Origin of the sequence: Aliarcobacter skirrowii CCUG 10374, from assembly GCF_003544835.1 — a bacterium.
GTDB classification, from domain to species: domain Bacteria; phylum Campylobacterota; class Campylobacteria; order Campylobacterales; family Arcobacteraceae; genus Aliarcobacter; species Aliarcobacter skirrowii.
This window is the reverse complement of record NZ_CP032099.1, coordinates 936,024-948,848: the sequence shown is the minus strand read 5'-3', so window position 1 is coordinate 948,848 and position 12,825 is coordinate 936,024. Positions and strand designations below refer to the sequence as shown.

The following is a 12,825-nucleotide window of genomic DNA, read 5'->3' as shown; positions in this document are numbered from 1 at the left end:
ATTTTTATGATTTAATCTATTTTACGACGAACAACTCACATGCGATATTCCAGCTATTCCAAAAAAATCTGAGGGTTTTTTAGTATAGTACTTCTCTTCTATCTCTTTTGTTTGCTCACTATATGGATTTGTCATTATCTCTTGTAGCTCTTTTATTGGTTTATAATTTCCTTTTTCTGCCTCTTTATATGCCCAAACAAGATGCCACTCTCTTAGAGTATATTTTGGATTTATTAGTTTCATTTGCTTTGATAATTTTTGTTTTGACTCTTCATCATTTACATTTATTTTTACTTTCCAGTTTTCAAACCAACTATTCCATCTTTGTTTTAAAATATCATTTTCTAAATTTACATAAAAGCTTTTTTCTATATTTGAAATATCATCTACAATATTTGATAACTCTCTAAAAAATATTGTGTAGTCAACTTTTGTATCTATCATAAGATTTATAAGCTCATCAAACAACTCATAATCAAACTTTTCTAAGCCCAATTTACTAGCCCACATATTTTGCATCTTCTCTTGCATAACATTTGCAAAACTATTCTCTATATTTTCAAGCTTTTCAAAAGCCTCTTTATTTGAACTAAGCAGTGGTTTTAAAGCACTACAAAATGATTTGAAGTTTTTTTGTGCAGCTCTTGGCTGATTAAAAAATGAAAAGTGCATTCCACCACCAGTCCAAGATTGATATTTTGGCTCAAACATCTCAATAAATCCAAATGGTCCATAATCAAGAGTAAAACCACCAGCTGCGCAGTTATCACTATTGAAATTTCCTTGACAGTACCCAACTTTGATCCAGTTTGCTACTAAAGAAGTAAGTCTATCTTGAAAACTTTGTGCTAGTAAAAGCACTTTTTCTTCCAGACTCAAATCTTCTTTAATTTCTTCACTATATTCTCTATCAATTAAGTGTAAAACAATCATCTCTAACTCTTTTAAAGCATCTTTATGTTCATTTTTTCTAGTTCGTCTTCCAAAAAGTTCTATTTGACCTACTCTTAAAAATGAAGATGCAACTCTAGTAGTAATCGCAACATCTTCTTCTATCATAACTTCAGGGTCTTTTGAGTAAGAATTCTCATTGAACCAAGGTCTAGTTACCTGCTCTTTTTTAGAAGTAAACAAAGTTAAAGACCTTGAAGTAGGAATTCCAAGTGAGTGCATATGCTCTTGAGCCAAAAACTCTCTAACACTTGATCTTAAAACTGCCCTTCCATCTGCACCTCTACAATATGGAGTTTTTCCACCACCTTTTAGTTGAAATTCCCATCTTTTACCATTTATCACAGCTTCCAAAACAGAGATTGCCCTACCATCTCCGTAGCCATTTCCAGTTTGAAAAGGGCATTGTGCATAATACTCAGTTCCATAAATAGATAAAGCATATCCAGTTGCCCAAGATTTTATATCATTTTTTCTTGAAACATTTGAGATATCTCCTGAAAATAGTTTTATAAACTCATCTTCTTTTAATAACTCTTCACTAAAACCCAACTCTTCAAAAAAGTTTTTACTATGAACTACATAAATTGGCTCTTTTATAGCTGTTGGTTCAACCTCTACATAGTGTCCACTAAAAACCTCTCTAGCAAATTTATTATCTTTGTTTAAATTTACCTCTGGATCAGGATTTAAATTGTTTACAAATGAGTAGTTTCTTAATTCTAAAAGTTCTTCAAACGATTCTATATATTTTTTAATTCTATTTTTCATTATTTTCATCCATATTATATTATTTTAAAAATTTATCATACAATAAAAAATATTATTTTAAAAATTTATTATTTCTTAAAATATAATTTTAATCCTTATCTAAATATGCTTTAGCTATTATACAAGCCATTTTTTATTAATTTTTAAACATAGGATAGATATGAAATCTCTTTTTCTAATTATATTTTTACTTACAAATATCTTTGCAGCCAATAAAGAGTTTACTCTATATAAAAAAGGCTCTTTAGATGAAAATGAAAATACTCTTTTAATAATTGGTGGAATACACGGAGATGAACCAGGTGGTTATTTTGCTCCAGCATTTTTAGAGCAACACTATAATATTACAAAAGGGAGTGTTTGGATTGCACCAAGTGTAAATATAGATAGTATGGTTGCAAATAGAAGAGGTGTTTACAATGATATGAATAGAAAATTTAGTACTATTTCAAAAAATGACCCTGATTATGTAAATGTAAATAAAATTAAAGAGCTAATTTTAAATCCAAAAGTTGATTTAATCTTAAATCTACACGATGGACATGGATTTTATAGACAAACTTATGAAAATGCTATATTTAATCCAAGAGCTTGGGGACAAGCAACAATAATTGACCAAAAAATGATTGACTCATTGGAAAAATTTGGAAATCTTGATGAGATAGCTACAACTGTAAGAGATAATTTAAATAGTGATATGCTTTTTAAAGATTACCACTATTTTGGTGTAAAAAATACTGAAACAAAGTATAAAGATGAGCAACAACAACTATCTTTAACTTTTTTTGCAGTTACAAACAATAAACCAGCTTTTGCAATTGAAACAAGCAAAAATATTACAGATTTAGCTCATAAAGTTATTTATCAACTAAAATCAATTGAAGAGTTTATGAAGATAATGAATATTGAGTTTACTAGAGACTTTGATTTAAATAATCTAAAAGAGGTAGAGAAACTTTTAAATGAGTTTAAAACAGTTACTATAAATGATAATATAAAACTAGATTTGAATAATATAAGATCTATTTTAAGATATGTTCCTCTAAATAAAGGTGAAAATATCTTTAATTTTGAACACCCAATTGGTGAAGCTAAATTTCAAAATGGTTCATATAGAATTTTTATTGGAAACAGACTTATAACTTCACTTGTTCCTCAATATTTTGAAATTGAGAAAAATATTCACGATATAAAATTTGAAGTAGATGGACAAATTATAGATACATCATTTGCAAATATTATTGAAGTAAAAAATAGCTTCAAAGTTCTAACTACACCGCTTAGAGTAAATGTTATTGGATTTAGTAAAGATGGTGTTGATAGTGAAGACAATATCACTTTAACAAAAAAAGATATGGTAAATAGCTTCTCAATTGATAGATCTTTAAATCAATATAGAGTTGAATTTTATAATAATGAGAAATTTGAAGGTATGATTGTAGTTAAATTTATAGATTAGATTAAGAGAAAATCTCTTAATCTTTTTTTGTTTTTGGCGTACACTTTTTACTAATCATACAAACAGGACAAATATCCATAAGTCCTACAATCAATGGAATAACTCCTAAATAAAACCAAACAATCCCTGTATAAATACCAATTGCAATTAAAACAAGTCCTAAAACTATTCTAAATGGTCTACAAAAAGCTCTTATTTTTTCAAAAATATTCATTTAAACTCCTTAAGTTTTTTGAAATTATATATAAGATAACTTAATTACAAATAAATAAGTTAAACTTATCTATTTATAATATTATTTATAGATTAAGCCAATTTTACTTAAAATGCAAAGAAACTATACAAAGAGATAATATGAAAGAAAAAATATATTTTATACCAGGTCTTATGACAGATATTAGACTTTGGAGCAAAGCATTACCACTTTTAAAAGATGATTTTGAAATTATTCATATACCTATTCCAAGTTCAACAGATTTTGATGAGATTGTTGATATTTTAAACAAAGAGTTTAAAGAAGATAAGATAAATATCTTAGGATTTTCACTAGGAGGATATATCGCATCATATTTTACTTGTAAATATCCACAAAGAGTTAAAAGATTATTTACAGTTGCAGCAACACCTGGAACTACATCTAAAGTTGAGCTTGAAAGAAGAGAAAAAAAGTTAGTAGATTTTGAAAATAGTAGTGAATTTGGCTTGGAGCTTGAAAAAGCAATAATGCTTTTAGAAGAGCAAAATCAAAGTGATTTATCTTTGGCTCAAACTATGGTTGATATGTTTAATGATTTAGGAAGAGATACTTTTTTAACTCAACTAAAAAGTACATTTAATAGAGTTGATCTATTTGATAAATTAAAAGATAAAACTATCCCTATGCACATGCTTTATAGCTCAAATGATAGACTTTTGGATTTGGAGGCTTTAGATAAACTACATAATCAAAAACATAATATTAAATTAATAAAAAGAGATGGAACTAGCCATAATATTCCTTTGGAGTTTCCAGAGCTTTTTGCTTCTAGTGTAAAAGAGTGGATAAAAGAGTAAGTTTATATCTGTTTTGTTAAACTACGAAAAATTTTTAAATGAAAGGAAAATATTATGAGATATGATGTAGTAATTATTGGAGCTGGAGCTGCTGGCTTTGCTTGTGCTTTGACTTTAGGAAGTGCAAATGATAAATTTGATTGGGCAAAAGATAAAAAATATCTAATTTTAGATGATAATAAAAGTGATTTAAATGTTGGAAAATATTTTAATGTTGCTGGAGTTGATAGTGGAATCAATGGTGTTGATTTACTTCTTAAAATGAAAAAACAGCTAGAGATATATAAAGATGTTGAACTAAAAGATGAAAAAGCTACTAAAATTGAGAATTTAGGCGAATATTTTAAAATAACAACACAAAACTCTACTTATGAAGCTTCAATTGTAGTATTAGCAACTGGTCTTCATAAATTTGATATAGAGTGTGAAGATGTAAATGTAAAAGATAACATATTTGTTCCAAAACCAAATAATATATATTTGGAAAATTCAAACAATTTAATCTCTAAAAATCTATATGTAGCTGGACTTGCAAGTGGTGTTCCTACAATGTTTTCATGTGCAAGTGGAGATGGAGCTAAAGTTGCTTGTGATATTTTTAAACTTTGGAGTGGAAAAATAGCAGTTGTTCACGATGTAAAGGCATAAATAAGAGATTTATCTCTTATTTAAATTTTATGAACGAAAAAATATCTTTAAAATATATTTTTAAACTACTTTTAAAAAATAAAAAAGCCCTACTTTGGGGACAATTTTTTACTATAATTGGAATTTTTATAAGTGTTCCAATTCCTTTATTGCTTCCTTTATTAGTTGATGAAGTTTTACTTGAAAAACCAAGTTTTTTTGTAAATAACATAGACTACTTTTTTGGAAGTGGGGATCCATTTTATTATATAGCAATTGTTACAGTTGTTGTAATATTATTAAGATTTTTACACTTTATATTTGGAGTAATAAATAGTAAAATTTTTACAAAAATATCAAAAACTGTTATATTTGATATAAGAGTAAAACTTCTAAATCATTTAAAAAAAGTTACAACAAATGAGTATGAAACAATTGGTAGTGGAAAGATTGCTGCAAATTTAATTACAGATGTAAATACTTTAGATAGTTTTATTGTAAATGTTGCAAGTAAACTAATTACTTCATCTTTAACTTTAATTGCAGTTGCTTTAATAATTATAAATATAGATTTAGTTTTAGGTTTAATGATTCTTTTTACACAACCAACTATTGCAATAATTTCTAGAAAAATTGCAAAAAAAACTGGAGAGTTAAAAAAAGAGGAAAACAAAGCCATAGAGTCTTTTCAAAGTAATATAAATGAGACTTTAGATCTATTTTCACAAATAAAAGCAAGTAATAAAGAGAATGATTTTTTTGAAGAGTCCATAAAAAAAGCAGATGATATAAAAATAACTTCAAATGAGTTTGGCTACAAAAGTGTTGCTTTTGAAAAACTATCTTACACAATATTTCTATTCGCATTTGAAATATTTAGAGCAACTGGACTTTTACTTGTAGCTTATAGTGATTTATCAATTGGTTTAATGTTTGCTATGTTTGGTTATATTTGGTTTATTATGTCTCCTGTTCAAGAGATTTTATCTATTCAATACTCACTTGCAAGTGCAAAAGCAGCAATAGGAAGAATAAATAGTGTTTTAGAGTTATCTTGTGAAAAAGATGGAGATATAAAATTAGATAGTAAAAATGGGGTTGATATCTCTTTAAAAAATCTATCTTTTTCATATAATAAAGATAAAAATAATCTATCAAACATAAGTTTTGATATAAAAGCTGGTGAAAAAATTGCAATTATTGGAGCAAGTGGTAGTGGTAAAACTACAATATCTCAATTAATTGCTGGATTTTATGAAAAAAGCTCAGGCGATATTTTATACAACAATATAAGTATTGATGATATAGATAAAAAGAGTTTAAGAAATAGCGTATTTTTGGTTCTTCAAATGCCAATATTATTTAATAACACTCTTAGATTTAATCTAACAATGGGTGAAGATATTGATGATAATAATATTTATAAAGCTTTAAAAATTGCTCAAATGGATGATGTTTTAAAAAATATGCCAAATGGTCTTGATACAATTGTTGGGAAAATGGGTGTTAGATTAAGTGGAGGTCAAAGACAAAGATTATCAATAGCTAGAATGATTTTAGCAAACCCAAGCGTTGTAATTTTTGATGAATCAACTTCAGCACTTGATGTTCAAACTGAGACAAATCTATTTAAAGAGTTAAAAGAGTTTTTAAAAGATAAGACAGTTATAACAATAGCTCATAGATTAAGTAGTGTTAAAAATGCCTCTAAAATATATGTTTTAAATGATGGAGAGCTTGTTCAAAGTGGAAGTGCTAGTAAGTTAGAGCAAGAAGATGGACACTATTTGGATTTTGTAAAAAATCAATTAATATAATAAAGTTTACTCTTTTTTAAAAAGCTAAACTTTATTATTATTTAACTATACTTTAAAATTCTTATATTAGGGCAAATTAATGAGAACAAGAAAAACTATACTCTTTTTCATACTATTTTTAATAGCTATTGAGACTATTTTCTACCTTTCAATAGAGCATTTTAATAAAGTTAAAATAGAAAAAATCAAAAACTCTCAAATTGAAAAATTAAGTAGTGAATTAAATATTATTTTAAATTTTAATCAAAAATTTGCAAATATGATTGTTGATGAAATTTTGTATCAAGAAAAAATAAAAAATCTATTAAAAAATTTAAATAGTGCTAATGAAACTGTTAAAAATAGAACTAGAAATGAACTTTTAAACAATCTTTACTCTACATACAATAGATTATTGCAACACGATTTTAGACAACTTCATTTTCATGATAAATATGGAAATAGTTTTTTAAGATTTCATTCACCACAAAATTATGGAGATAATCTTTTAGAGGTTAGAGCAACTGTAAAAAAAGCCAATGAGACAAAAAAACCACAATTTGGTTTTGAAGAGGGAAAGGTTCAAAATGGATTTAGAAATGTATTTCCAATTATAATTGATAATGAGTTTTATGGAACAGTTGAACTCTCTAGCTCATTTAGTGCTATGCATCACTTTTTACATAGAACTTATCCTTATGAGTATAAATTAATTATTTCAAAAGATTATGTAAACAAAAGAGCTTTTAAACAAATAGCTGAACACTACTATATTGGTTCATCTGTAAGCGACAAGTTTTATGAAGAGAAGATTAATGAGTGCGAAATTGAAGCTATTGATAAAAAAACAGTCTCTTTAATTGATGCAAAAATTAAAGAAAATTTCTCACAAAAACTTGATTCCTTTGAAGCTTTTGTAGAAGATTTTAAGATTAAAAATGAGTGGTATTTAGTAACTTTTTTACCTATATTTGATTTTGATCAAAGTATAAATACTTATGTATTATCTTACTCAAAAAATAGTATTATCAATGATACAAAACAAGAAGGTTTTTCTCTTTTTATAACTCTAAATTTAATACTATCTTTGCTTATCATTTTATATATTTTAAGAGTGAATTATATACAGAAGAATATTTTTATCAAAAAAGCATATACAGATACTCTTACAAAACTTTTTAATAGAAGTAAATTTAATGTTGATTTAGACAAGATAATAAAAGAGAAAAGATTTTGTGAATATAGCGTTATTATGTATGATATTGATTTCTTTAAAAAAGTAAATGATACTTATGGGCATGATATTGGAGATATAGTTTTACAAGAGTTTTCAGATGTTACAAAAAAAGCAATAAGAACTACAGATTTAGTATATAGATGGGGTGGTGAAGAGTTTATTGCAATAATAGAATCAAACTCTAAAGAGAATTTAATTCTTGTTGCTGAAAAAATGAGAGTTGCTGTTGAAAACTTCAATTTTACAAAAATAGGGAAACTTACAAGTAGTTTTGGAATTGCAATTCCAAAAAAAGATGATACAAAAGATAGTTTACTAAAAAGAGCAGATGATAACCTTTACAAAGCAAAGCAGACTGGTAGAAACAAAGTTGTAATTTAAATAAAGCTTTGAGAAGTTTCTACACAGTGCAATTTAATCATAATTAAATAAGTGGGATTTAATTTAATAGTTTCAATTAAAATTAAGATTATTAAATTATCATTAGTCTTTACAATCGAATTAAATAAGGAGAGAAAAATGAAAAAACTAATGTTTTTGTTGGTTTGTACTGCAACTTTATCTTTTGCAGCAAAATATGACCCAGTTAGAGCTGAAATGTTATCATTGTCATGTGTAAATTGTCATGGAAACAATGGTAAATCTGTTACTACAATTCCTAGTATTAGTGGAACTAAAGATTATCTTTATAAAACACTACTTAACTTTAAAAATGGTAAAAATGTAGATGGTACAACTTATATGATGCAGAAGCATACTAAAGGTTTTAGTAATGAAGAGCTTGAGCAACTTGCATACTATTTCTCACAAATTAAATAGGCAAAGGAGTTTAAAATGTTAAATAGAAGAGATTTCGGAAAAATACTTTTAGGTGCTACTGCACTATCTTTTGCTGCTTGTAATAGTTTAGTTAGTCCAGAGTTGGCAACTTTACCACAAGACAAACAAAGAGTTGTAATAGTTGGTGGTGGTTTTGGTGGAGCAGCTGCTGCTAAATACTTAAGAAGATTTGATAAAAATGTTGAGATTGTTTTAATAGAAGAGAACAAAGAGTATTATACTTGTCCATTTAGTAACGCAGTTATTGCTGGTATGGAGAAAATGGATTTCATTAAGCAAGATTTAAATGCACTAAAAAACAAACACAATGTAAAAGTAATCTACGCAAAAGTAAAAAAAGTTGATGGTGCAACAAATAGTGTAATTTTAGAAAATGGTGAATCTATTAGCTATACAAGAGCAATAGTAAGCCCTGGAATTGATTTTAAATTTGAAAAAGGTTATACAGAGGATAATCAAAAATATGCACCTCATGCTGTAAAAGCGGGAGAACAAACTGTTATATTACAAAAACAACTTGAAGAAATGAAAGATGGTGGAACTTTTGTAATGGTAGCACCTACAGACCCTTTTAGATGCCCTCCTGGACCATATGAAAGAGTTTCTTTAGTTGCATACTATTTAAAATACAATAAACCAAACTCTAAAATAGTAATTCTTGATCAAAAAGATAAATTCTCTAAACAAGGTCTATTTACTCAAGGTTGGAAAGAACTTTATGGAGATATGATTGAGTGGAAACCAGCTCAATTTGGTGGAAAAGTTGTAAGTGTTGATCCAAAGAAAAAACTAGTTGTTACTGATGATGGTGATGAGATTATTGCAGATGTTTTAAACTATATTCCAAATCAAAAAGCTAGTCAATTAGCATTTGATTCAGGATTAGTTCAAGGTGATTGGTGTCCTGTACATCCAAAAACATTTGAATCTAAACTTGTAAAAAATGTACATGTTATTGGAGATGCTTCAAATGCAGCACCAATGCCAAAATCAGCATTTAGTGCAAGTACACAAGGAAAAGTTGTAGCAATGCAAATTGCAAGAGTATTAGCTAATAAACCAGTTATAAATCCTCCAAAACTTGCAAATACTTGTTATAGTTTATTAAGTCCAAAATATGGTATTTCTATTGCAGCTGTTTATAATGCTCATGATGATCATATTGAGAGTGTTAATGGTGCTGGAGGAGTTAGTCCAGAAAGAGATCCAAATGGACACATTAGACCACTTGAAGCACAATATGCTTATGCTTGGTACAGAAGCCAAACTGACGACGTATTTAAATAATACTTCAAAGCTAGAAGTTTTAACTTCTAGCTTTTTTAATTAAAAGGTTTTAATAATTCAAAAAGCCATTTATTAGCATCTTCAACTGTTTCAAATCTTTTTGACTTTGCAACTTGATATTGACCTTCATAAAATCTAACTCTTATTCCATCTTCAACATGATCTATTTTCGTTCTAGTTATTTTAGATAGATTTAAAAGAACTCTTTCGTTTAATTGTACAAACATATTTGCTCCTAATTTTTTAAATAATCATAAGTTTACTATTTTATCTCTTACATCCAACAAACACTATCTAAATCAAAAAATACTTCTACTTTATCTCCTGGAAATAATATATCTTTTTGAATCTGATTTTTAGAGATTAAACAAGAAAAATTAATACCACAAATGGAGAACTCTATTTGTAGATTATCTTGATTTTCATCTTTTTGTATAGATGTTACTGTTGCTATCAATTTTTCTTTTTTATTATTTTCATCAAATTTAGATATTTTTATACTACTTTGATTGATTATTACAACTGAATCTCTTTTTTTACTCTTAGAGTTTGGAATTACTATTTTTTGACCATCAATAAAATTTTTAACCAAATCACCTTGTTCATTTTTACTCCATGGGGGAAATAGTAGATTTATATTTCCATGTTCAACTAAACTTCCTTGAAAAAGTGCTATCTTTTTATCACTTATATGTTTTAACCATGTATAATCGTGACTTGATATAAATATTGTAGTGTTATATTTTTGCTTTGCTAATAAAATAGCATCTTTGATTAATTGTGCTGAATTTGTATCAACTCCAACTGTTGGTTCATCTAGTATTAATACTTTTGGTTTTAAAATTAATCTTGAAGCCAAAGCAACTCTTTGAGCTTCACCACCTGAGAGTTGATTCCATTTTCTATTTGAAAAATTTTTATCAAGACCAACTAAAGAGAGAGCCTCTTCAACTTTACTTTTTAAATCTACACTCTCTCCTCTTATTTTTAAACCATAAGCAATATTTTCAAATACTGTTCGTTTTAATAAATATGGATTTTGAGGAAGCATAACAACACTTTTTTTAATATTTTCATCTATTATGATTTCACCATTTTGTGGTTTAGAAATAAAAGATAAAATAGAAAAAAGTGTAGATTTTCCACTACCATTTGGTCCAAAAAAACCAATAATTTTATTCTCTTCTAATATAAGATTATCAATACTTAAAACTCTTTTTTCATCAAAAAAATACTCAATATTTTTTAATTCATATAAAATACTCATTGAGTCCATCTCCTTTTTAGCATTGATAATGCTATATTAACCATAAGTGCAACTATAAAAAGTACTAAACCTAAAGCGATACCAGTTTCAAATTCTCCTTTTCCAGTTTCTAGTGAAATTGCAGTTGTAATTGTTCTTGTATGATATTTTATATTTCCACCAACCATCATAGAAATTCCAATTTCAGTGATAATTCTTCCATAAGCTGTCATTGCTGCTGTCATTAGACCAAATCTAGCTTCAACTAAAGTTGTTAATAAAATTTGATATGGTTTTGCACCCAAACCTTTTAAAGATAGATATAATCTTTTATCTGTTGATTCAACTTGAGCAGCTGTTAATGCAATAATTATAGGTAAACCTAAAAAAATCTGCCCTATAATTATTGCTTTTTGAGTAAATAGTAGATTATACTCTCCAAAAGCTCCTGCTTGTGATAGAGTTGTATATACAAGAAGTCCTATTACAACTGTAGGAAATGCCAAAAATGTATCTACAATAGTTTTTATTACCGTTTTTCCTTTAAATTGATAATAACCTAGTAAAAATCCCAAAGGAAGTCCTAGTATTAGACTAATTAATATTGACCAAGAAGAAACTGTAATAGTAACAATTATTGCAGAATATACACTATCATTTCCACTAATTAAAAGCTCAATAGCCTCTTTAAAACCATCTACTAATAAACTCATATTTACTTACTATTTCCTATTTGTATTATTTTGCATTTGGTATAAATAGTGGTTTATTTAAAAGTTTAAAATCTCCTATAAACTTTTGTGTATCAGCACTAACTAGCCAATCAGAGAATTTTTTTGCTAATTCATCTTGAACTTTTGGACATTTATCTTTATTTACAGGAATAACACTATATTGATTAAATAGTGAATTATCATTTTCAACAATAATTTTCATTGTATTTGAATCACCTTTTTGTGACTCATACTTAATCCAAGTTCCTCTATCTGTTAATGTATACCCTTCTTTTTCAGCAGCCATATTTAGTGTAATAATCATTCCTTGACCAGATTGAATATACCACTTATCTTTTTCAGGTGTTACATCACTAACATTTTTCCAAATCGCTAGCTCTTTTTGATGAGTTCCTGATTTATCACCTCTACTAATAAAGTTTGCTTGTTTCTCTTTAATTGTTTTAAATGCTTCTTGAGTAGTTTTTCCTTCAACTTTAGCTGGATCTTTTTTTGAACCAACAATAACAAAGTCATTATACATAACCTCTTTTCTATCTTTACCAAAACCAGCTTCTACAAACTTTTTCTCAGCTTCTGGAGCATGAACCAAAAGAACATCAACATCACAATTTTCACCCATTTTTAATGCTTTACCTGTTCCTGTTGATACCCATTTTAACTCTATTCCTGTATCTTGCTTAAATTTTGGGGCTAAACTATCCAATAATCCTGTATCTTCAGTACTTGTTGTTGTTGCCATCATTAAACTATTTGCAAATAATCCACTAGCTATTACTACGCTAAAACCTAAACCTGCTAACAATTTTTTCATATTTTTCTCC

Annotated in this window: 13 protein-coding genes; 7 read left to right on the top strand and 6 right to left on the bottom strand. The window is 27.3% G+C overall.

What is annotated here, in order from left to right; translation table 11 throughout:
• Positions 1-21: 21 nt before the first annotated feature.
• A complete protein-coding gene (locus ASKIR_RS04985; protein WP_115588637.1) occupies positions 22-1,722 on the bottom strand; it encodes a protein adenylyltransferase SelO in 1,701 nt (566 codons plus the stop codon).
• Between the two features lie 160 nt (positions 1,723-1,882).
• Here ASKIR_RS04985 and ASKIR_RS04980 point away from each other — a divergent pair, with 160 nt between their 5' ends.
• Entirely contained in the window at positions 1,883-3,181 is a 1,299-nt protein-coding gene (locus ASKIR_RS04980) for a M99 family carboxypeptidase catalytic domain-containing protein (protein WP_115588636.1), read from the top strand.
• A 16-nt stretch (positions 3,182-3,197) separates the two neighbouring features.
• On the opposite strand, the gene ASKIR_RS04975 is transcribed toward ASKIR_RS04980, so the two are convergent.
• Entirely contained in the window at positions 3,198-3,395 is a 198-nt protein-coding gene (locus ASKIR_RS04975; protein WP_066350687.1) for a YgaP family membrane protein, read from the bottom strand.
• A gap of 140 nt (positions 3,396-3,535) precedes the next feature.
• Between ASKIR_RS04975 and ASKIR_RS04970 the strand changes: the two genes are divergently transcribed.
• The 6 genes from ASKIR_RS04970 (at position 3,536) to ASKIR_RS04945 (ending at position 10,021) form a co-directional block, all read left to right on the top strand.
• Entirely contained in the window at positions 3,536-4,234 is a 699-nt protein-coding gene (locus ASKIR_RS04970) for an alpha/beta fold hydrolase (protein ID WP_115588635.1), read from the top strand.
• Between the two features lie 54 nt (positions 4,235-4,288).
• Positions 4,289-4,882, top strand: coding sequence for an FAD-dependent oxidoreductase (locus ASKIR_RS04965; RefSeq protein WP_066408634.1), 594 nt, complete (start codon positions 4,289-4,291; stop codon positions 4,880-4,882).
• Between the two features lie 29 nt (positions 4,883-4,911).
• On the top strand, positions 4,912-6,678 hold the full coding sequence (locus ASKIR_RS04960) for an ABC transporter ATP-binding protein (protein ID WP_115588634.1): 1,767 nt from the start codon (positions 4,912-4,914) through the stop codon (positions 6,676-6,678).
• A 79-nt stretch (positions 6,679-6,757) separates the two neighbouring features.
• On the top strand, positions 6,758-8,275 hold the full coding sequence (locus ASKIR_RS04955; protein WP_115588633.1) for a sensor domain-containing diguanylate cyclase: 1,518 nt from the start codon (positions 6,758-6,760) through the stop codon (positions 8,273-8,275).
• A gap of 138 nt (positions 8,276-8,413) precedes the next feature.
• Complete coding sequence (locus tag ASKIR_RS04950) at positions 8,414-8,713, top strand: c-type cytochrome (protein ID WP_066161147.1); 300 nt, start codon at positions 8,414-8,416, stop codon at positions 8,711-8,713.
• A gap of 15 nt (positions 8,714-8,728) precedes the next feature.
• Positions 8,729-10,021 (top strand): NAD(P)/FAD-dependent oxidoreductase, encoded by a 1,293-nt coding sequence (locus tag ASKIR_RS04945; RefSeq protein WP_115588632.1) that lies wholly within the window; start codon positions 8,729-8,731, stop codon positions 10,019-10,021.
• Positions 10,022-10,056: 35 nt separating this feature from the next.
• On the opposite strand, the gene ASKIR_RS04940 is transcribed toward ASKIR_RS04945, so the two are convergent.
• Genes ASKIR_RS04940 through ASKIR_RS04925 form a run of 4 tightly spaced genes read right to left on the bottom strand, consistent with a single transcriptional unit; the run spans position 10,057 to position 12,815 of the window.
• Entirely contained in the window at positions 10,057-10,248 is a 192-nt protein-coding gene (locus ASKIR_RS04940) for a sodium-dependent tyrosine transporter (RefSeq protein ID WP_066355963.1), read from the bottom strand.
• A gap of 47 nt (positions 10,249-10,295) precedes the next feature.
• Positions 10,296-11,288 carry an energy-coupling factor ABC transporter ATP-binding protein gene (locus ASKIR_RS04935; protein ID WP_115588631.1) on the bottom strand — a complete coding sequence of 331 codons (993 nt, stop codon included), beginning with the start codon at positions 11,286-11,288 and terminating at the stop codon, positions 10,296-10,298.
• The gene (locus ASKIR_RS04930; RefSeq protein ID WP_066221269.1) at positions 11,285-11,980 is read right to left on the bottom strand and encodes an ABC transporter permease; all 696 of its coding nucleotides are present in this window, start codon (positions 11,978-11,980) and stop codon (positions 11,285-11,287) included. The genes ASKIR_RS04935 and ASKIR_RS04930 overlap by 4 nt, the downstream gene beginning before the upstream one ends.
• Positions 11,981-12,005: 25 nt before the next feature.
• On the bottom strand, positions 12,006-12,815 hold the full coding sequence (locus ASKIR_RS04925) for an ABC transporter substrate-binding protein (RefSeq protein ID WP_115588630.1): 810 nt from the start codon (positions 12,813-12,815) through the stop codon (positions 12,006-12,008).
• Between the last annotated feature and the right edge of the window lie 10 nt (positions 12,816-12,825).